This is a genomic window from Massilia frigida, from assembly GCF_011682175.1.
In the GTDB taxonomy this organism is placed as follows: Bacteria; Pseudomonadota; Gammaproteobacteria; order Burkholderiales; family Burkholderiaceae_D; genus Telluria_A; species Telluria_A frigida.
The window spans coordinates 124,019-144,098 of record NZ_WHJG01000016.1; the positions used below are offsets into that span (position 1 = coordinate 124,019).

General features: G+C 68.0%; 15 protein-coding genes. 8 read left to right on the forward strand and 7 right to left on the reverse strand.

The window, feature by feature from the left end:
* Positions 1 to 56: 56 nt before the first annotated feature.
* From F2P44_RS17170 to F2P44_RS17200, 7 genes are all read right to left on the reverse strand, one after another.
* Positions 57 to 1,538: a C13 family peptidase gene (locus F2P44_RS17170; RefSeq protein ID WP_167088263.1), complete on the reverse strand. Its 1,482-nt coding sequence runs from the start codon at positions 1,536 to 1,538 to the stop codon at positions 57 to 59.
* A 17-nt stretch (positions 1,539 to 1,555) separates the two neighbouring features.
* Positions 1,556 to 2,419: an archaetidylserine decarboxylase gene (gene asd / locus F2P44_RS17175; RefSeq protein WP_167088264.1), complete on the reverse strand. Its 864-nt coding sequence runs from the start codon at positions 2,417 to 2,419 to the stop codon at positions 1,556 to 1,558.
* Positions 2,420 to 2,543: 124 nt separating this feature from the next.
* Positions 2,544 to 3,377, reverse strand: coding sequence for a substrate-binding periplasmic protein (locus tag F2P44_RS17180; RefSeq protein WP_167088265.1), 834 nt, complete (start codon positions 3,375 to 3,377; stop codon positions 2,544 to 2,546).
* 25 nt (positions 3,378 to 3,402) lie between these two features.
* On the reverse strand, positions 3,403 to 4,647 hold the full coding sequence (locus F2P44_RS17185) for an MFS transporter (protein WP_167088266.1): 1,245 nt from the start codon (positions 4,645 to 4,647) through the stop codon (positions 3,403 to 3,405).
* Positions 4,648 to 4,726: 79 nt separating this feature from the next.
* Positions 4,727 to 5,374, reverse strand: a complete 648-nt coding sequence (locus F2P44_RS17190; RefSeq protein ID WP_167088267.1) for an HD domain-containing protein — start codon at positions 5,372 to 5,374, stop codon at positions 4,727 to 4,729.
* Between the two features lie 25 nt (positions 5,375 to 5,399).
* Positions 5,400 to 6,086 (reverse strand): ribonuclease HI family protein, encoded by a 687-nt coding sequence (locus F2P44_RS17195; RefSeq protein WP_167088268.1) that lies wholly within the window; start codon positions 6,084 to 6,086, stop codon positions 5,400 to 5,402.
* Positions 6,087 to 6,231: 145 nt separating this feature from the next.
* Positions 6,232 to 7,104, reverse strand: a complete 873-nt coding sequence (locus tag F2P44_RS17200; protein WP_167088269.1) for a thrombospondin type 3 repeat-containing protein — start codon at positions 7,102 to 7,104, stop codon at positions 6,232 to 6,234.
* 229 nt (positions 7,105 to 7,333) lie between these two features.
* On the opposite strand from F2P44_RS17200, the gene F2P44_RS17205 reads away from it, so the two are divergent.
* The 8 genes from F2P44_RS17205 to F2P44_RS17240 all read left to right on the forward strand — a co-directional run bounded on the left by F2P44_RS17205 (position 7,334) and on the right by F2P44_RS17240 (position 19,619).
* Positions 7,334 to 10,591, forward strand: coding sequence for a penicillin-binding transpeptidase domain-containing protein (locus F2P44_RS17205; protein ID WP_167088270.1), 3,258 nt, complete (start codon positions 7,334 to 7,336; stop codon positions 10,589 to 10,591).
* Positions 10,592 to 10,615: 24 nt separating this feature from the next.
* On the forward strand, positions 10,616 to 11,872 hold the full coding sequence (locus tag F2P44_RS17210) for a hypothetical protein (protein ID WP_167088271.1): 1,257 nt from the start codon (positions 10,616 to 10,618) through the stop codon (positions 11,870 to 11,872).
* Positions 11,873 to 11,883: 11 nt separating this feature from the next.
* Positions 11,884 to 12,453 (forward strand): hypothetical protein, encoded by a 570-nt coding sequence (locus F2P44_RS17215; protein WP_370662708.1) that lies wholly within the window; start codon positions 11,884 to 11,886, stop codon positions 12,451 to 12,453.
* 8 nt (positions 12,454 to 12,461) lie between these two features.
* The gene (locus tag F2P44_RS17220; RefSeq protein ID WP_187363345.1) at positions 12,462 to 13,511 is read left to right on the forward strand and encodes a hypothetical protein; all 1,050 of its coding nucleotides are present in this window, start codon (positions 12,462 to 12,464) and stop codon (positions 13,509 to 13,511) included.
* Entirely contained in the window at positions 13,508 to 14,521 is a 1,014-nt protein-coding gene (locus F2P44_RS17225) for a hypothetical protein (protein WP_167088273.1), read from the forward strand. Before F2P44_RS17220 ends, F2P44_RS17225 begins: the two co-directional genes overlap by 4 nt.
* A gap of 116 nt (positions 14,522 to 14,637) precedes the next feature.
* Entirely contained in the window at positions 14,638 to 16,878 is a 2,241-nt protein-coding gene (locus F2P44_RS17230; protein WP_167088274.1) for an SPFH domain-containing protein, read from the forward strand.
* An 8-nt stretch (positions 16,879 to 16,886) separates the two neighbouring features.
* The gene (locus tag F2P44_RS17235; protein ID WP_167088275.1) at positions 16,887 to 19,217 is read left to right on the forward strand and encodes an SUMF1/EgtB/PvdO family nonheme iron enzyme; all 2,331 of its coding nucleotides are present in this window, start codon (positions 16,887 to 16,889) and stop codon (positions 19,215 to 19,217) included.
* Positions 19,218 to 19,226: 9 nt separating this feature from the next.
* Entirely contained in the window at positions 19,227 to 19,619 is a 393-nt protein-coding gene (locus F2P44_RS17240; RefSeq protein ID WP_167088276.1) for a hypothetical protein, read from the forward strand.
* Positions 19,620 to 20,080: the final 461 nt, after the last annotated feature.

The window sequence follows — 20,080 nt, forward strand, 5'->3', positions numbered from 1 at the left end:
GACCGCTCTCATTGTAGCGCCGATCCAAAACGCGTGACGCGCGCGGCGCTACCTGCTCACGGCGTTCCCGCCAGCCGCTTGTTGATCCGCTCCAGCACCGGCATGATCTTGCCGCCGACCTTGATCTGCGGGTTCGAATAGCCATCATCCTTGCCGGCTTGCGTCTCGCGTTGCAGGATGATCTTGCGCGCCGCCGCATGCGCCTCGCTGAACGAGCGCGTCGTGGTGCGCAGCTGTTCGTCGTACATCGCGCGGCCGAAAAACGTCAGCGCCGACTTCTTGCCGCAGCCGTAGGAGGTGTGGTCGGCGTCGGACGCCGTCATCACCAGGGTGCCGTCGGCCGCCAGCGGCGCGATCCAGTTGCCCGCGAAGCAGGCCGAGATCGACAGCACGCGGTAGCGGATGCCGGCCTGGTCGAGCCATTCCTTCAGTTCCGGCGGCATCACCGGCGCCACCTCGATCGGCCAGAAATTGGCCGCCAGCTCGCCGTCCGACGCTCCGTGCGAGGTCAGGTGGATGAACAGCACGTCCTCGTCGCGGTCCATGATCTCGGCGATCCCTTCGATGGCGCGCCGCAGGTTCAGCGGCGTGGCCCAGGGCAGCGTTTCGGCGGTCTCGCGGTGGTTGATCAGTTGCAGGCCGCGCCCGGCGGCGTCGAAACGGCGCGCCATCACGTCGGCCACCATGGTGCTCTCGCGCCGGAACACTTCCTCGCCTTCGTACGGCGCGAAGGTAATCGTGTACATGTCGATCACGCCCGGACGCTGCGGCTTGAGCGCGTCGAGCTGATCGCCCAGCAAGGGCAGCTGCGCTTCCATCATTTCCTGGCTTACCTCGAACGGCTCTTCCTCGGGCACCTCGGGTGCGGGCGTTGCGCGCCACGCCATCGGCGAGGGCGCGAGGTAATGGCTCATTGCTGTGGTCAGAACGATCACCCCGATCGTGACAATGGTGCGCACCGGCGCGAGCGGACGGGCGGCGCGCATCAGTACCGCCAGCTGTGCCAGCACCGCCCAGAGCGTCGGCCCGAGCCAGACAGTCCATTGCGCCTGTGTGCTGGCCGCATCAATGGCCTTGGTCCGGATCAGAAGAAAATAGAGCGCCCAGCCCAGCATCGAAAACATTGTCGTTTGTACGATCAGCAGCGTGTACAAGTGCGCCGCGCCGGGCGCGGCATGGGGACTGCGCGTCAGGCGCGGGTCGGGCTGAATCAGGTAGCACAGCCACACGGTTAACAGGGTATTCGACCATCCGGCGAGCAGCGCGCGCCATATGAAGACGGCATCGCCCTCGATGAAGGCGCGCTGCATCAGCATGCCCAGGCCCAACTGAAAAAGCAGTTGGAATGCCATGTGCCAGGGCGACGCCACCAGCCGCTTCCAGCGCGGTGCAAGCAGCAGCATGGAGCGCGCGCCTTCGCGAAGCCAGTCGCAGGCTGCCAGCACGCTGGCGCGCGGCGCGGGCGCGGCCACGCTTGCCTGTTCCTGTTCCTGTTCCAGGGCCGGCGGGCCGGCGATGTCGTCCACTACGTCGCTCATGCCGCTTCCTTGTGAAATCAGGCGCGTTTGGCGGCTGGCTTGTTACCCATCGCTTCCCCAAGCCGCACCAGGCGCTCGGGCGCCCATTCGGCATTGAAGTCGATGGTGTCTTTCTTGAACAGCATGACGATGGTCGAACCAAGCAGGAAGCGGCCCATCTCGTCGCCTTTTTTGAGCACGATGTTCTGGTCGTCGTAGCGCCATTCCTTGACCACGCCCGGACGCGGCGGGTTCACCAGCCCGTGCCAGACCGTGGCCATGCTGCCGACGATGGTGGCGCCCACCAGGGTGAGCACAAAGGTGCCATGCTGCTTGGACTCGAACACGCACACCACGCGCTCATTGCGCGCGAACAGGCCGGGAATGCCGCGCGCGGTGGTCGGGTTCACCGAAAACAGCGCGCCGGGCACGTAGATCATGCGCGTCAGGCGTCCTTCGCACGGCATGTGCAGGCGGTGGTAATCCTTGGGGCTCAGGTACAGGTTGGCGAAACTGCCGTGCTGGAACTGGGCCGCCAGCGCCGCATCGCCACCCACCAGGGCCGTGGTGCTGAACTTGTGGCCCTTGGCCTGGAAGATCTGGTCGTCGTCGATGGCGCCGAACTGGCTGATCGCGCCGTCCACCGGGCACACGAAATCGGCCTTGGCCAGCGGGCGTACGCCCGGGCGCAGCGGACGGGTGAAAAATTCGTTGAAGCTGGCGTAGCTGGCGATGTCCGGATTGGCCGCTTCGTCCATGTTCACGCCATATTGGCCGACGAACCAGCGGATCAGGGTGGTCGTGTACTGGCCGCCCTTGTGACCGGCGACGCGGCCAGCGAACCTGGTCAGACCTTGCTTGGGAAGTAAATATTGGGGAATGACTTTTATGCGATCGGACACGGGCTTCAACCTGTTTAAAAAACGATGGGCAATTATAACGGCGCGCCGCGCCTGTGCAGCGCTTTCCGGTGCCCCGGATGGCCAATCGCCTGAAAAATAGTCGCCGTGGCGGCGCCGGGGGGCGTCAGCGTGGGCGCACGCCGCCGGCCAGGATGGCGGGCGGGTAGTAGCGCTTGAGGTTCTCGTACACGGCGCCGGATTTGATGGCGGCGGCGAACAGGTTCTGCAGGGCCGCGCGGTCGCTCGCCGCGACGGTCTGCTTCGAGATGTAGATGCCGCTTTCGCCCCACGGCAGTTCTTCCAGCGGCTCGATGCGCAGCTTGGGCATCATCCAGGTGAAGCGCTTGTCCTCCAAAATGGCGCCGGCGAATACGGTGGGCGCCATCAAGGTCACGTCGGCAATGCCGGCGTCGAGCACGCGCGCCACGGCGGCGCCATCTTTTTCGAGCAGCAGGCGGCCCTGGGCCGACAACTGATCGATCATGTCGAGGTAGGCGTCGCCGTAGTCGAAGCCGCGCACCAGCACCACGCGCAGCTCCTTGCGTGCGAGCAGGTCGCGGATCGAGCGCACCGGCGCACGCGCGCTGTCCACCGACAGCAGGGTGGCACGGGTGCCGATCACGGGGACGAAGTAGCCAAGCTGGTCGCGCCGCGGGGTGCGCAGGGCGGGCAGCAGCAGGTCCGATTTGCCGGCCTCGAACATGGCTTCCTGGCGTGCGCGCGGCACTACGGAATAGGTGAACTTGCAGGGGCTTTTCGCGCTCACGCTGCGCAGCAGGTCGGGATAGATGCCGCTGATCGAGTCGCCGTTGATGCTCATGCTCAGGCCGGTGGGCGCGACCGGCACCAGGAACGGTTGCTCGCAACTGGCCAGCGCAGGGGCGCAGGCGCCCGCTACGAGGACGGCAATGACAAACGCGGCCGCGCGCGTCGCGCTGCGAGGAGTGGGTTTACCCATTTGCCAATTCTAACGCATGCCCGCCTCAGGTGGGCATCCGATGCGATTTGAAATAGAAAACTGCAACGCCGATCGCCACCGCCTGCATCGCCGCGCACAGGAAAAAGGTGCTGCCGATGCGCCAGTCGTCGGGCGGCAGGTGGCTGGCCAGGCCCAGGATGGCCGTGCCCAGCAGGGGCATGAAAATCACGCCTAGGCTGCTGATCGATTGCAGCGAGCCCATCAGTTCGCCCTGGGAATTCGCGTCCGAACCGCGCGAAATGATGCTTTGCAGCGCAGGCGCGGTGGTATACGACAACAAATTGCACAAAATGAAAACGTACATCATCCAACCCTGGGTGGCCAGGCCGTACAGCACGAAGGTGATACAGCCCGATACCAGGCCGATCAGCGACAGGCGCACTTCGCCGAAGCGCTTCATCAGCATGCCGAGCAGGCCGGCCTGGACCACCGCCGCCGACAAGCCCACGCAAAACAGGGCGCTGCCGTTGTCGCCCGGGGTCCAGTTGAAACGGAAGGTGGTGTACAGCACCCAGGTCGACTGCAGCATCATCTGGGCGAAGGTGGAGAGGGCGTACACGATCAGCACGGCGCGGATATCGGTGCGCCGCACCAGCTTGAGCAGGGACGAGAAGGGATTGATCTTGGTCATCGAAAACGCCGAGCGGCGCGCCAGCGGCAGCGATTCGGGCACCGCGACATAGCCGTAGACGAAGTTGGCGGCGCACAGCGCGGCGGCCACGTAGAACGGCAGTTGCAGGTTGATTTCGCCCAGGGCGCCCCCCAGCGCCGGACCGCAGATGAAACCCAGGCCGAAGGCGGCGCCCACCTTGCCGAAGCTTTTGGCGCGCGTTTCGTGGGTCGATATGTCGGATGCATAGGCCGAGGCGACCGACATGCTGGCCGCGGACATGCCGCCGATCACGCGCCCGATGAACAGGAACGCCAGGCTCGGGGCCCACGCGGTGGCGAGGAAATTGAGGAACATGCCGGCCATCGAATAGAGCATCACGGGACGGCGTCCCACGCGGTCGCTGATGGCGCCGAGCATCGGCATGAAAATGAACTGCATCAGCCCGAACACCATCGCCAGCACGCCGAACCAGAACGCCTGTTCATCGCGTCCGTCGACGAACTTGCCGACCAGGGCCGGCATGACCGGGATGATCAGGCCAATCCCGAGCATGTCGATGAAGACCGCCACCAGCACGAAATTGAGGTTGCCAGGCGATGCCGGGGCGGCGGGTGCGGCGGCGGGGTTGCTGCTCATGGAGGATAGCCCGGGGGCGGGCGCGAATGGGCGGAACCACATCTTAACGCACTGCGCTCTTGTGCGAACGCGGCAGTGCCTACAAAGTCCATTCCTGCGCGAAGGCGGCGCGGAAGGTGGTCAGCTGCGCCAGCCGCGCTTCGCCCAGTGCGCGTCCGGCGGCGGTCTGCATCATGGCTGGCAGCCTGGCCAGCTTGACCTCGATATGGTCGAGCGCATAGGCGCGGTCGTCGCGCTCCCGGTCCACGGCCAGCGGGTCGCTCGGGTGGGCCAGCGCGCTGCCCATCTGGCCGGCGATGTAGAACAGGCGCGCCAGGCCCACCGCGCCCAGGGCGTCGAGGCGGTCGGCATCCTGCACCAGCTGCGCTTCGATGGTGTGGGGGGGCAGCGCCGCCGAAAAGCTGTGGGTTTCGATGGCGTGCGCCACCGCGTCCAGCTTCGCGCCCGGGAAACCGATGGCGGCCAGCTCGCGCCGCGCCAGTTCGGCCGAGCGGCGCGACGCCATGCTGCGCTCCGGATGATTCTTGGGCAGGTTGACCAGGTCATGCAGATAGCATGCCGCCATCACGGCCAGCGTATCCGCTTCCGGGTGGCTGGCCAGCAGCGCCTGCGCGTTGCGCCAGACCCGGTGCAGGTGATTGATGTCATGGGCGCCGTCGTCGCCGCAGGCGGCACTGGCCAGTGCCTGCAAGCGTGGCTGCCATGCTGTCAGTTCGTCGGTGGTCATCGCGTGCTCCTTGGTCGGAGTGCGATTATGCCACGCCGGCCGGCCCGCAAGCGGCCACGGCGCGCTGCGACAGGGCGTCGGCCGCCTGGTTTTTCCGGCGCGGCAGCCAGCGCACGCAGGCGCCGTCGATGCGGCCGAGCAGGGCCTGGGCGTGTGCGCGGTAGGCGTGCAGCGAGGGCGCTCCCGCCAGGTCGGGACCATTCACGTCGTCGATCACGACGCGGCTGTCGCCATGCACGGTCAGGCCGCGCGCACCCTGCGCAACGGCCGCTTCGAGGACCGCGATCAGCGCCTGGTACTCGGCTTCGCTGCTGTTGCCATAGCCGGCCGGGCGCGAAATTTCGACGCGTTCGCCATCCGGGCCGGTGAGCAGGGCACCGATGCCGCAGCGTCCCGGATTGGGATGGGCCGAGCCGTCGAACCAGGCGCGCCACGGCGCGGGCGGACCATCGTGCCGGTGCAGGCTGGCGCTGCGCGCCAGTGCGCGTTTGGCGTCGCGTGCGGCCAGGCGCGCCGTGGCGGCCGCCAGCAGTGCGGCGCGTTCGGCGAGCAGGGCGCCCAGGCCGCGCGCGCCGGCGCGCTGTTCGAGCGTGGCGCGCAAGGCTTGTTCTTCGCTAAGGCCTACGCGCGCGGCCAGCTTGCGGCTGGCGCCGCGTTCGGCCTTGAAGGCCGCCGCGATTAACTGGGCCAGTTCGTGGGTCGGTTCGGTCATGGCGACAGCATAACCGCAACGGCACTATATGTGCCGACATCAAGCGCGCTGCGCGCCGTCGGCGCGGGCCGGGCTGGCCAGCAAGCCAAAAAAGAAGCGCCAGCCGGGGGAGCCGGGCTGGCGCTTGGTCAAGCTTGACTACACATTAATCGCGGCGTGGATTGTCGGGACGGCTGTCGCGGCGGTTCGGAACGCCGTCGCCATCGCGGTCACGGTCGACGCGGTTCGGGACACCGTCGTTATCGCGGTCGCGGTCATAGGCATCGGGCACGCCATCACGGTCACGGTCGCGGTGTTCCATGCGATCGGGCACGCCGTCGCGGTTGCGGTCGCGGCCTTCCAGGCGGTCCGGGATGCCATCGCGGTCACGGTCGCGGCCTTCGAGGCGGTCGGGAATGCCGTCGCGGTCACGGTCGCGGCCTTCGAGGCGGTCGGGGATGCCATCACGGTCGCGGTCGCGGCCTTCGCCGTGCCGGCTCCAGCGGGCCGGTTCCATGTACCAGCTGCCATCGCGCTGGACCCAGCTCGGCTGCGAATACATATAGCCCGCACGTTCGCGTACCCATTCGCCGCCGACCCATGCATGGCGGTTGCCGCGCCATTCCCAGTGTCCGGGAACCCACATATGGCTGGCGCGGGGGCGCGGCACGCGTTCGTAGCGTGGCGCCGGCGGGGCGACCTGCACCACGGTGTACTCGCGCTGCGATACCTGCTGCCAGCCGCCGCGGTTCAGGCGATAGCTGTCGTTATCGCGGATCCATTCGCTGCGCTGGTAAGTGTAGCCGTCGCGCGCGCTCTCCCAGTGGCCGGCAGTCCAGACATGGCGGTTGTTTTCCCAGTTCCAGAAGCCTGGCGCCCACACATAGCCGTGACGTGGCGCCGGCACGCTCTCGAAGCGCGGTGCGGGTGGAGCGGTATTGATGAAGACACGTAAACCCGTTTGTGCGACCGACGGCAGAGGCATGAAACCGGCGGCGCCAAGGGTGATCAGTGCTGCAAAGGTCAGGGTGCGTTTCATTTTTACTTCTCCTTGTGAAATCCTATGAATTGAATATAGCAAGCGAGATGGCGCTTCAGGAAGTTTGATTCACCTGCTTACAAATGAAACAGAATCAGGGCAACACGTAAGTTCCGTAACGTAGGACGGCAATCTTGTGCAGTTGGCAACGTTGCGCGGTTTTGCCGCGCCCCCCGCTAGTGCTGGGCAGGCCACGCGTGCGGCGTGCCACCTGATTTGCGGAGAAATGATGAGAGGCTGGCTCGATACGGTTGTGCAGACGTGGTCACGGCGCTGGACGGCAGGGCGGCGCGCCCGCCACTTGCGCCAGGGTTCGCGCGTGCTTTCGTCACCACGGACGTGGGCGCCGGCCTGCGCGCACTGGATCGGCGCCACCGGGGTCATGGCCGCTAGCGCGGGCGCGCTGCTGATCGCCACCCACGCCCGCCACCTGGCCGCGTCGTCCGAACCCGGCGCCGCCGTCCTGCGCGGCGCCGGCTTGCCGGTATCGGTCGACGCCTTGCAGCCGGCCGCGCCCGGGGCGCAGTTCAGCGTGCCGCACAAGCCCGGCATCGGCGTGGCCATCCATGGCGGCGCGACCTTGCTGATCGCGTCGGGCCTGCGCAGCGCGCCGCCGGTGCGTATCGACCTGTGCACCCAGATGCTCGACACCGCCAACCCGCGCCTGCTCCCGCTGCGCATCGGTTACCGCTTCGCCGACGTGGCGCGCTGGGTCGCGCGCAATGACGCATCGGCCAGTCCCGTCACGCTGCGCAACATCGCCCTGGCCGGCCCCGATGTGGCGGGCATGCCGCAGGTCCAGCTGAGCGGCGTGGCGCTGCCCGATTTCGGCGGGGCGCGCGGTTCGGCGTTGCGGCTCGACTGGGCCGGGGCCGAAACCGGTGCGCACTGGCTGGGCGAGTCCAGCGGCACCGTACGCGGCGCGCGCGGATCGGTGGAGCTGCACCGCGAGGGCTGGCTGGTATGGAGCGATGCCGCTTTGCGCTTCCAGCGCCGCGCCAGCGAGCGCTGCCCCCAGGCTGGCGAGCTGCTGGTCCAGCTGTTTCGCAGCGGTGCTGCGACGCCGGCCGCAAAGGCGCTGGTGGTGGCATTTCCGGCCCATGGTCCGGCCTTGTCGGCATGGCTGTCGCCCGGGCGCTATCAGGTGCCGGCACTGCCGCGCGCCAGCCTGGAAGACCAGGCGCTGTTCCTGGCTTTGCAGCAGCGTGGCCTGGTGCGCCTTGGCGCCAGCGGCCTGGCCGAACTGGCGCCGCGCGACCTGGCGGCGTGGCAGGCGTCCGGCGACGCCGCGCGCGCCGCGCAACTGGCCGGCTGGCCCGGGGCGCGCCTCGATGCGCAGTCCCTGAAGCTGCTCAAGCGCCTGTACCGCATGGCCGATGGCGACTACGTGCGCGCGCAGGTCCAGGTGTTCAACAGCGAACGGCGCCTGCTGGCGTGGCGCCTCAAGCCGCAGCAGGGCGGCGAATGGCAGGCCAGCGTCGCTGCGGCGCCGGCGTCCACCACGGCGTCGATGCCGCCCGCCGCCGCGCGCCTGTTCGCCGATGTGCCGCAAGGCTGGGCGCCGTGGAGCCGCGTCAAGGCCTGGCCGGATGCCGCCGCCGGCGCACCCGCGCGCCTGACCCTGGCCTTGCCGCGCGCGGCGCAAGCGGGCCAGGCGATCGAGCTGATGCTGGTTGGACGCCTGGTCTCGCTCGACGGCGCGCAGCTGCGCGGCCAGCCACGCGACGCCTGCAGCGGGCGCGATTGCCCGTCGCCGGCATCGGTCCAGTCGCTGGTGCTGGACCTGCAAGCGGGCGTGCGCAGCGTCACTCTCACGGCCGCGCCCCTGCGCATGGCGGGGCTGGCGGGCGACCAGCAATACCGCCATCTGCGCATGGCCGGCGGCCAGCTCGCATGGCAGCCGCTGGCCGCCAACAGCGCCACCGCGCGCGCCGCGCCGCGCACGGGCGTGACGCTGGCCGACCGCCACGGCACGGTGGTGTGGAGCGGGGGCGAGCCGACCCGCGCGGCGCTCGATGCCGGCCTGGCGCCCCTGCTGGGCATCCGTGCGGCCCACGCCAACAGCGTGGCCGGCATGCTGGCCCGCGTGCCGGCGCCGGACGGCGTGTCGCACAGCGCGCGCCTGACGCTCGACCTGGCCCTGCAAACGGCCAGCCAGCAGGCGCTCGACTGCATCGGCCTGCGGCGCGGCCACTGGAACGGCAGCATATGCAGCGGCGCGCAAGCCGTGGTGCCGGGGCGCCAGGCGGGCCTGGTCATCCTCGACACCGCCACCGGCGACGTGCTGGCGGCGGCCGGCGCCGGCAGCGGCGCCGTTACCCCGGCCAACTGGAACGAGGTACGCGATTTCGACCGCGCCAATCCGGCCCGCAGTCCCTTGCGCCTGCCGGCGTTCCAGCATGATGGCGGCGCCCACCGCAGTCCCGGCTCGACCTTCAAGGTGATCAGCGCGCTGGGCCTGGAACTGGCGGCCAGACGCGATCCGCAGCTCGAAGCGCTGCTGGCGGGCTTGCCGCTGCCGGCGATTAACCGCATGGCGCAGTCGAAAGGCTTCGCTTTCCAGACCAACGCGGCCAGCTATCCGCTCGACACCAGGCTGGCCCACATCACCAATTACAAGGACCAGCATCTCGACAAGCGCGCCCAGGATGGCCGCCTGGGGCTGTCGCAGGCGCTGACCTACAGCCTCAATACCTGGTTTGCCTGGTCCGGTGAACTGAGCGACCGCAGTTTGTTTGGCCGCCCTGATGGCGGCGCGCCGGACCTCCAGGCACTCGACGGCGGCGCCCTGGACAGCGTGCGCCCCATCGTGGCGATGGCGCACCGCCTCGGCTTCGAGCAGGCCGCGCGCCTCGATGGCGGCTTGCTGCCCTCCGATTTTGCGTGGTCGGCCTGGGATGCCTTGCAGGCCAGTCCCGCCCACATCGACCCGATTCACACCCGCCACGAGCTGCGCCAGATGGCGATTGGCCTGCGCATGCAGGTCACGCCGCTGCAAATGGCGCTGGTGGCCGGGGCAGTGGGCGAGGGCAGGGTGATCGCGCCACGCCTGCTGCTCTCGCTCGACGGGCGCGAGGCGCTTGCGGGCGAGCGGCCGGCGCTGGGCGTGCGCCTGGACCGGGTACGGGCCGGGATGAAGGGCGTGGTCGACAGCGGCACGGCGGCCGGTGCCTTTCGCGGAGCGGGGCTGGACGCGGTGCGGCGTGGCCTGTCCGGCAAGACCGGCACCTCGCCATCGGTGGCCGATGGGCGCGACCTGGCCACTGTGTGGTTCACGGGCTGGCTGGAACCGGGCAGCCTGCCGGGCCAGACCCGGCGCCTGGCGGTGGCGGCTTTTGTCAGCCATTCCGACGCGACCGGCGGCGAGCACGCGGCGCCCATCGTGGCGGCGGTGCTGGGGGCGATGGCGGCCCGGAATCCGGAACAGAAGGGTAAACAGGGGTTTCAAGCGCGCCTTGCCGATTCCCGGTCTATGGCATCATTTTGATGCTGACACAACGATGGGGATGGTATGCGCTTGCCGGGAACCCGGTATCAGGAACAGGGCTGGGAACAGGTGCGCAAGCTGCTTGGGCACTGTTCCTTGCAGGCGTTCGCCGCCAGTTCGCCCGCGCGCCTGCTGGACGCGCCCGACACGCTGGCCGAGTACGTGGACCTGACGGCGGAGGCGCTGCGCGCGTGCGCCCGTTCGGCGCGCGCCGAGGCCCCTGCCAACAGCTATGGCGATAGCGTGCTGGAACTGTCACTGAGCCTGCTGTACGAGTTGCAGGCGCGTCCCGCCGACTGGGCCGCGCTGTGCGCCGCCGTGGCCAACGAACACCGCAAAATCGGCGCGTTCTGGGCTACGCCGGGCGGCGACGCGATCCTGCGCAAGAAGGTCAACGATATGTACGCGGGCGTGCGCGACAAGGTCGATTCGGATAATTACCAGGCCGCGTGCGGGCGTTCGTGCAGTCCTAACAAGATGTATGCGTACCGCATGCTCGATACGGCCTACAGCGACATCGCGCGCATCTTCGGTGCCTGGCGCGAGCACGCGCAGCAGGTGGCGGCCATCCTGGGGCGCGAGGTAGCTGCCATGCCGATCGAGGTGCGCCAGATGCGTTCCATCGGCGCCTGCAAGGCGGAATGGGTGCTGCGCTGGAGCGAATCGCTGGAACGCTTCGGCGGCGGCGCGGGTCCCCTGCACACGAAATCGAAACGCTTCGCCAACCTGAAAAACAACGTCGCAAAGATCGCCGAGATGCTCGCCGAGATCGGCGACTACGAAGAATTGTCGTCCAACCGCGATTGCGACTGGCTGCACGACGCCGGAGAAGCGGCCAACTGGCTCGAAGATTTATGGCGCGTCGCCGATGCCGCCGTCGAGGGGGCCGACAGCCGCTTCCTGCCGGCGCCGGAAAGTGACGACGAGGACCCGCCCCCCGATCCCGCGCCGCAGGACGTACCCGAACCGGCGCCGTATGACAGCGCCATTGCCGCCAGCCTTTCCCTGCCCCCCCGCTTCATGGAACTGGCGTGGGCGGCGCAGGACCAGGGCAGCTGGGGGGCGCGCGCACTGACGGCATATTCGCTGCCGGTGCGGCTGGCGGTGTACCTGAAAATGCTGGGTGGGCTCGATGACAGCTATCCCGGCGAATGGCTGGACCCGGCCACCGGCGAGCTGCCGACCATGCAGCAACTGGCGCTGCTGGACCAGATATCGCTGCCAACCCTGCGCAAGCGCCGCGACGCCGCCATCGCCAGCCTGCTGGAGGCAGTTCCATGAAGGAGAATGATGTGAAAACAAACCAGGAAGCCGACCGCAAACTGATCGAGCGCGTGCTGCTGACGCGCCGCGTGGAGGGCGACCGCCTGATGCTGGCCGATGCCGTGCTGCTCGCCGCGATCGACAGCAGCCACCCCTTGAACGGCGCCGAACTGGCCGCCTTGCGCGGCTCGCCCCTGACCCTGCGCCGCTTCCGCCAGTTGGCGTTGGAGCATCGCGCAAGCGCACGCGCGGCCAATGACGATGCCTGGAGCTGCAGCGCCGGCATGCTGCGCGCCGCGGCCGATGGCGCCGATCTGGCGCGCCTGCTGACCGACGACGGCCACTGGACGCTGCATTTCGTGGCGCACAATGACGGCTGGCGCCTGATCCTGTCTCTCGACGCGGCCGCGCCATTCGCCGCGCGCCTGCTGCGCGAGCAGCCGATGCTGCGCGTGCTCGACGGCGGCGGTGCGATCCTGCTGCAAGGCCGGCTCGACGCCGATGGCGAGGTCGAATGCGGCTGGCCCTTCGACAGCGCGCCGGCACCGCATTTCCAGCGGTTCGGCGCGCGCTTCACGGTCGAACCGGTGCACGCGTGAGGAATGCGATGATCGGTCTGTTCAAGCGCCAGGCCAAAGCCACGCCGCCCGAGACGTCGGCGCTGGGCACGGCCACGCTGGCGCTGCGCATGGGTCACGGCGGCACGGTGCCGCAGGGCTGCACCGGCGTGGTGGCCGACAAGGGCGGGCATACCCGCCGCGTGGCGGAAGGCACCCGCGTCGTCCTGGCCGACATTGAAAACGCGTTCTGCTTTCATCCCGGCCCGTACGGCGTCGATCTGCTGCCGTTCGCGGCGGCGCCGGAACTGGGGCTGCACCTGTCGTTTGCGGTCGATGCTCCCGATCCACGCGTGGCGCAGCAGCGCTTCGACCTGTACCTGGCCAGCGAAGCGGGCGATGTGGTCGGACTGGACGGCTTTTCCGCCGCCATCGAGGCGGCGCTCCAGCAGGAGCTGGCGCTCGGCCACCTGGCGCTGCCGCCGTGCACCACGCTGGACGAGTGGAATGCCTTTCGCGGCGGCTTCAACCAACTGTTATATACCCGCTTCGGCATCAGTGTCGACGATTGCATGCCGGTTGACCTGGGCGAGCGCGTCGATTACGCGGCGCAGCTGCTGGCGCGCGCGGTGAGCGTGCCGGAAGTGCCGGCGCCGCAGCCAGTGCCGGTGCCAGTCGCCGCGCCGTTCGATGCCCATGCCAGCGATGCCAAGGCGCTGCGCCGCCTGTTCCTGGAACTACCCTGCGTGATGCATGGCTTGCGCATGGCGGTGCTGCCACCCGGCCAGGCGCTGTTCCGGCAGCATATGGCGCTGCTGCAAAGGCTCGACAGCGTGAGCCTGTCGGTCAATACCATGCCGGCGCTGGACCTGTCCGCGCCGGGCGAAACGCTGCCGGCCGACCGCCAGCTCGCCCGCACGCGCCACAGCCTGCGCGCCAGTGCGGCGCTCGATGATGCCTGGGCCTTGCTGGCGCGCCTGGGATTGGCGGCGGATGCCGATCTGGCGCCGCTGTTCGATGATGCCGAGCGCATCATCGCCAACCTCGAACACGCATGCGCGGCGCGCCGCGTGGCGGTACTTGAAAGCGAGCCGGCATGAGCATCACGACCGAAAAGCGCCACAGCGCCGAATGCCGCAGCGTGCTGGCCGGCGGCGCGCTGCTCACCGTCAGCGCCACCTTGCGCCCGCGCGCAGGCCGCGCCGACGTCAAATGCAGCGGCGCGGGCGACGCCGCCCTGGCCGAACGCATGCAGCAGGTGGTGCGCCTGGCGCGCCTGACCGAAAATTGCTTCGACAGCCGCGACCAGGTCGTCATCAGCATCGACCGCGCACCCGGGCGCCATGAACGCGACTGGGAACTGGCCGTGGTGCTGGCCGACCGCATGGTGCGCGGGGTGTGGCAGGCCACCGGTCCGGTGCTGGCCAACGGCTGGTCGGAGCAGTGGCAGCTGGGACGCATCGGCGGCCATGACGTGGCCAACGCCCCCGCGCACGCGCTGCTGGGCGGGCCGCAGGGGCTGGGCTGGCTGGGCGTCCTGACCGGGCAGCCCGACAGCGCCGCCAGCGTGGCCTCGGCGCGCGCCTGGTTTCCGCTGCACAGCGGCGGCATCAACGACAGCTTGTGCTGGGTCGAGGTGAATGTGTATCCGCTGGCCGAAGCGGGTGTTGACGAGGAAGAGACGATTAGCGCCCCCGGGCTCGATCCGGTCCAGCTGCTGGCGGTGCGCCAGGCATTGGCCGGGGCGCGCCATTTCGACGGCCGCGCGCTGGGGCGCTGGCGCACGGTGGTGCGCTTCGGCCAGGCGCGCTTCCAGGGTAATTCGTTCGAGCTGGCGCTGGTGATGGCCGACCGCATGGCGCGCGGACGCGAATTCCTGGCGCGCGGGCGGGTCATCGCGAGCGGCTGCTCGGGTGCCTGGCATGCGGGACGGGTCGATGCGGTCGAAGGCTGCGTGCCGAAATGCGCGCTGATGTTGCAGCAGGCCGTCGCCGGCGACCGGATTTTGCTGCCCAAGGCATGGGAAGGCGCGCTGGCCCCGGATTTCCTCGATGCAGTGCGCGCGCGGGGCGCCAGCGTGGCGCTGGTCGAGCGGATCGGGATTATCTGAACACGCGTTTAGCCCAGCGGCGTGCGCGACGGTCGTGCGCCTCGTCCCCTGCTAAAATCGGGCAGGCTGGGTGGGTTTGGTGAAAAGTAGTGCAAGTTGAACAACCAGGAGTCGATATGTTCCAGATGTTTGGTTTTGGCGGTGTGGCCTGCCCGCGTTGCGAGCATCAGAATGCCGGCGATTCCGGCTATTGCGCCAGGTGCGCTCTGACCTTGGGCGCGCCGCGCAACGAGCCGGTGTTCCGCGAGAACCGCTGGATTCCCGGCCCCGACGATCTGGCCGTGTTTTTCGGCGTCGAAAAGCTTTCCGGCCTGTTTGTAAAGACCTTGCGGGTGCCTGCCACCACGCGCGCCTACATCCTCCAGGCGGGCAAGGCGACCGAGGTGCCGCAGGGCGAGTACGAGATCGAGGGCTTTTTCACGCGCCTCAATCACCTGCTGCGCAACCAGCACGCCGAAATTCTCATCACGCGCACCGCCGCCATGCCGGTCGAGTTTTCGTTCGACGATTTGCTAACCGCCGAACAGCTGGCCATCGGCGCGCGCTTCACGGTCAGCATCAGGATCGAACAGGTCAGCGCCTTTGCCCAGCACTTCATGACCATGCCGGGCGCGGTTACCTCAAGCCAGTTGCGCGAGCTGCTGGCGCCCTCGGTGCGCCAGCTGGCGGCTGAATTCATCGCCGGCCAGTCGATCCGCGACATGTCGGGCAACCGCGACCTGCGCCCCCAGCTCGACGAGCGCCTGCAAGGCTCGCTCAAGCTGCGCCTGGCCCAGTACGGGCTGGCGGTGGCGCAGGTCGACACGCTGGCGCTGCGCCACGATAAATTCGACGCCCACCAGGCGCGCATCGGCACCTTGTGGCTGGTAGCCGACGAGCGTCACGTGAAACTCGAGCACGCGAAACAGCTCGACCAGTTGTACAACGACGAGCAATGGCAGCGCCTGCGGGTCGAAGAACAGGAAAACCGCCTGCGCTACCGGCGCCAGGAACTGCGCCAGGACGACAGCATCGAAAAAGCCGAGCTGACCTTGCAGAACGCCGAGCGCCTGCAAGCGCTGCGCGCGCGCGAGATCGACCTGTATGGACGCATCGTCGACTCCAAGAGCCGCAAGCAGGCGCTCGAACGGGGCGCGGGCGACATCGTGAATGAACTCGAACACGAACTGGCCAAGAAGGGGGCGGCGCGCGAGGACGAATCGACCGAGTGGGCGCACCTGCGCCACCTGGCGCAGCTTCGCATGCGCACCGAACTCGAAGTGGCGCAGCAGGGCGCGCTGGAGATGCGCCAGCTCGCGCAGCAGCGCTTTTCGCACCAGTTGCTGCAGCAGCAGATCCAGAACAAGATCGCGCAGGCGCTGGGGATCGAGGATGAATCGCGCAAACGCGCCGAGCTGGCGCGCCTGCACCAGGCGCAGCAAGCAGCCAACGAGCGCGAGATGGCCATGGAAGCGGAGCAGCACAAGGCCCGCTGGCAGTTGCTGGCGCTGGCCAATGCGGCCCACAAGCGCGAGGCCGAGCGCATCGCGGAATGGGAAGACCAGCTGGCGCTGGACCGCAAGCGCGACCTGCTGCGCGCCGACATGCTCAAGGAGACGGGCGCCAAGGCGGACGCCGAGCAGATCAACCAGAAGATCGAGACCCTGCGCCGTGGCGGGGCGCAGCAGGACTCCATCGCCCAGCACGAAAAGCTGCTGCGCACGATCGAGGCTGACGGACGCCATGCGCGCCAGTCGCAGCAAATCGAACTGGAAGCGCAAGAGCGGCGCCACGCGCTGCGCCAGCAGGAACAGGAGGCGGCCTGGCAGCAGGAACTCAAGCGCCTTGGCCACGAGCGCGAAACGCAGTTCGCGCAGCAGGCGCACGAAGCGGAGCTGGCGCGCATCGAGATTTCGCGCGTGTCGACCATCGGTAGCCTGACTGACACCGGCAAGGTGGCGCTGGCGGCCGGCCCGAACGCGCAAGCGCTGGCCGACGTGATGAAAACCCAGGTCCACGCCAGCATGACGCCGCACCAATTGGCGGCGCTGGCGTCGGTGGTGGCGGCGACCTACAGCGTGACGCCGGCGGAAGCGGCGCGCGGCGCGCAGGAACGGGTCGACCGCGAACGCGCCCTGCGCGACGCCGAAGTGGACAAGGACCGGCGCCACCAGCTCGACTTGCTGGGGATGCAGAACGATGTGAACAAGGCGGCGCTGGCCTCGCAGTCGGCGCTCGGCACCGGCGTGGCGCAGGGCGGCGCGCAGGTACGCTATGATCAGGCCCCGCGCCCCGTGGTGCGCATGTGTCCCAACGGGCACCGGGCCGGTCCAAACGATAAATTCTGCGCCGAGTGCGGCGCGGCGATCCAAGCTTGACAGGACAGATGCAAACGGCAAGAGACAAGATTCGCGAACTGCGCAGCCTGCACGAAGATGGCCTGTTAAGCCAGCAGGAGTTCGACAGCCGCAAGAATGCCATCCTGGACGCGGAATACGCCCCGCCCGGCGGCAGCGGCACGCCCATGGCGCCGCCGGCGATTCACATCCGCCAGGGCACCGAGATCGGGCTGATGGCGGGCCAGGAGATCGGCCCGCAAAACCGCCGCTACCGGCTGGAACAGCTGATCGCGCAGGGCGGCATGGGCCAGGTGTGGCAGGCAATCGACCTGGCGACCCACGCCGAACTCGGTCACAGCGCGATGGTCGCGCTCAAGATCCTGCCGCCGCAGCTGACCCAGAGCGCCACCCACGCCAAGCTGCTGATCGAAGAAGCGACGCAGGCGCGCCGCCTGGCGCACGAACACATCGTGCGGGTCTACGAATGGGCGCAGGACCCGGCCACGTCGAGCTATTTCATCATCATGGAATGTCTCGAAGGCGAGGACCTCGACAGCCTGCTGGCGCGCGAAGGCACCTTGAGCCTGGCGCGCGTGCAGGAGCTGCTGGCGCCGATTGCCGAGGCCTTGCAGTACGCATGGCAGAAGCACAAGCTGGTTCACCGCGACATCAAGCCGGGCAATGTGTTCGTCACCAAAAAGGGCGAGGTCAAGCTGCTCGACTTCGGCATCGCCGCGCGTGCGCGCAGCAGTGCAAGCAGCATCGGCCTGGAGGCGCCCGGCAACTCGGGCACGGCCGGCTATCGCGCGCCGGAGGCTGGCACGCTGCAACGCCAGCCGAGCCGCGCGCTCGACGTGTATGCGGTGGCGGTGATGATCTACCAGATGGTGGAAGGGCACATGCCGTTCGACGGGCCGCGCAGCGCCAGTCACGAGCCGCCGCGCCCCGAGGCGCTGTCGGCGCGCGAGTGGGATGCGTTGCGCAGTGGCTTTGCCTTCGATCCGGACCAGCGGCCGGCCACGGTGCCGGACCTGCTGGCCTCCTTGCGCGGGGCGGTGGGGCCGTCGCCGCAGGAGCTGGCGGTGCAGCAGGCCGCGCAGCACGCGCAGGAGCAGGCCGCACAAGCGGCGCAGCAGGCGGCGTCGCGCGCGCAGGATGAGCAGCGCGCGCGGCAGCTCGCGGTGCAGCGCAAGACGGAGGCGGAGGCCCTCCTGCTCAAGGAAAAACAGCGCAAGGAGCAGGAGGCGATCGAGCGCGCCGAAGCCGATGCGGCCAAGCGCGAACGCAAGGAAGCGCTGCGCCAGCAGTTGCGCGAGCGGCGCGAGGCGGACTTCGAGAAGGAGCGCAAGGCGCGCGAGGAACAGCAGCGCAAGGCCATGCAGGCCAAGGCCGTGGCGGCGTATCGCGCCGAGCAGCAGCGCGCACGTGAAGAGATGGCCGAACGCAGCGCTGCCGAGCGCGGCCCGGCCGAGCGCGGCCCGGCCGAACGCGGCCCGGCCGAACAGACGTCTGAAGTCCCGCTTCAACTGCCGGAAGCAGGCGGCCCGGTGCCCGACAACGAAGGGGTTCTGCGCGACCGCTTTCTGGACGGGACGGGCAAGGGGCCGGAGCTGGTCTTGCTGCCGACCGGGCGCTTCCAGATGGGGTCGCCGGAGCATGAGCGGAAGGTCGCGATGCGGGCCGGTTCGCAGCAATCGTGGGTGGAGCGCGAAACGCCGCAGCATTGGGTCGGCATCGTGCATCCGCTGGCAATGGGGCGCTACCCCGTCACGGTGGGCGAGTGGCGCCAGTTCGTGCGCGCCACCGGCTGGCAACCGCATGGCGAGGTCAATTGGGCCGACCCGGGGTTTGCCCAGACCGACGACCATCCGGTGGTGGGCGTGACCTGGCACGACGCGCAGAAGTATGTGCGCTGGCTGAGCGAGAAGACCGGACAGACCTACCGCCTGCCGAGCGAAGCGGAATGGGAGTATGCCTGCCGCGCCGGCACCAAGACCGCATTCAGCTTTGGCGACGAGATCGATACCACGCTGGCCAACTACGACGGCAACTACACCTACAACGGCAGTCCCAAGGGCGAGTACCGCCAGGGCACCACGCGCGCCGGGCTGTTCGCGCCCAATCCATGGGGGCTGTACGACATGCACGGCAACGTGTGGGAGTGGGTGCAGGACACGGTGCACGACAATTATGAGGGCGCGCCGCACACCGGCGAGGCGTGGGAGCAGGGCGGGGACCAGAGCCGGCGCATCCTGCGCGGCGGCTCGTGGCTGTACAACCCGCGCTATCTGCGTTCGGCGCTGCGCAATGGATTCTCGGCGCAGCTCAGTAACGATATTGTCGGGTTTCGCGTAGCGCGCAATATCATCTCGCCCTGACAGTTTACCTTGCCACGGGTGCGCCGCCAGCCCGATACTGGCCGTTTCAATGTCCAGATGCTGTTCATCATGCGGCACTTCACCACCTTAAAGATAATGTTACCTGCTAATCCACCTCCCGATTTCCTTCCAGTTTTCGAGTTTGTTAATAAACTCTCGACCCCAATCACGCTTTATCTGGAGCTGGCGCCCCAGGAGTTCGAATTGTTACCGGGCGATGCGGTGCAGGTATTCGTTTATAAGGAGGATGATACCTTTCCGATTCATCTGGAACTTGGCGACGGCTATCTTTCAATTCATCCTTATCGGAGTTGGGGAAACTGGTACGTGTACAAAAACGGCGAGGATGTCTCTGGACCGCCTTACCGGACACCCTATACCAAGCCATTCGTTTTCACCTGACGTATGTCTGCAGCTGGCTCCCGGCGGCGTGGACGGTTCCGGCATGCGAGTTGCGCAGCGTACGTGTCATTGCGCCACCTCGCTGCCCAATCCACCCAAGTTAAGACATTTCAGCAATTTTTCTGACTCATGGCTTTGTGTGGTTTTGGGCCCGGATTTCGTGGCCTTGAAAGATTGGGCCGGCGGCGATATGTCCGGCCGGCAATCAAGTCGAGCAGTCCCCGCAGCAGCCTGGCAACCTTTCTGCCGATCTGTCCGCCAAGCAGAAAAATGGGCATTAATGGCTTGAGCGCGGTGTGGGCGTAGGCATGATTGACGCGCGTGCTCTCGGGCCGATCCGCGTCGGCCCAATGACGTTTCCGGTGAAACTTGACATCGGCTATGCTGTGAGGTTCTACCGTCCCGGAGTGCGGTCAAGGGCGGCGCGCGCTGCGCGCGTGCCGGCGTAGCGCACCCTTGAC

What these genes read in the sequence shown, in the direction of transcription:
- F2P44_RS17210 (WP_167088271.1), top strand. Translation starts at nt 10,616, where the DNA reads ATGCGCTTGCCGGGAACCCGGTATCAGGAACAGGGCTGGGAACAGGTG.
- F2P44_RS17170 (WP_167088263.1), bottom strand. Translation starts at nt 1,538, where the DNA reads ATGAGCGACGTAGTGGACGACATCGCCGGCCCGCCGGCCCTGGAACAG.
- F2P44_RS17190 (WP_167088267.1), bottom strand. Translation starts at nt 5,374, where the DNA reads ATGACCACCGACGAACTGACAGCATGGCAGCCACGCTTGCAGGCACTG.
- F2P44_RS17185 (WP_167088266.1), bottom strand. Translation starts at nt 4,647, where the DNA reads ATGAGCAGCAACCCCGCCGCCGCACCCGCCGCCCCGGCATCGCCTGGC.
- F2P44_RS17235 (WP_167088275.1), top strand. Translation starts at nt 16,887, where the DNA reads ATGCAAACGGCAAGAGACAAGATTCGCGAACTGCGCAGCCTGCACGAA.
- F2P44_RS17220 (WP_187363345.1), top strand. Translation starts at nt 12,462, where the DNA reads ATGATCGGTCTGTTCAAGCGCCAGGCCAAAGCCACGCCGCCCGAGACG.
- F2P44_RS17200 (WP_167088269.1), bottom strand. Translation starts at nt 7,104, where the DNA reads ATGAAACGCACCCTGACCTTTGCAGCACTGATCACCCTTGGCGCCGCC.
- F2P44_RS17225 (WP_167088273.1), top strand. Translation starts at nt 13,508, where the DNA reads ATGAGCATCACGACCGAAAAGCGCCACAGCGCCGAATGCCGCAGCGTG.
- F2P44_RS17230 (WP_167088274.1), top strand. Translation starts at nt 14,638, where the DNA reads ATGTTCCAGATGTTTGGTTTTGGCGGTGTGGCCTGCCCGCGTTGCGAG.
- F2P44_RS17180 (WP_167088265.1), bottom strand. Translation starts at nt 3,377, where the DNA reads ATGGGTAAACCCACTCCTCGCAGCGCGACGCGCGCGGCCGCGTTTGTC.
- F2P44_RS17205 (WP_167088270.1), top strand. Translation starts at nt 7,334, where the DNA reads ATGAGAGGCTGGCTCGATACGGTTGTGCAGACGTGGTCACGGCGCTGG.
- F2P44_RS17195 (WP_167088268.1), bottom strand. Translation starts at nt 6,086, where the DNA reads ATGACCGAACCGACCCACGAACTGGCCCAGTTAATCGCGGCGGCCTTC.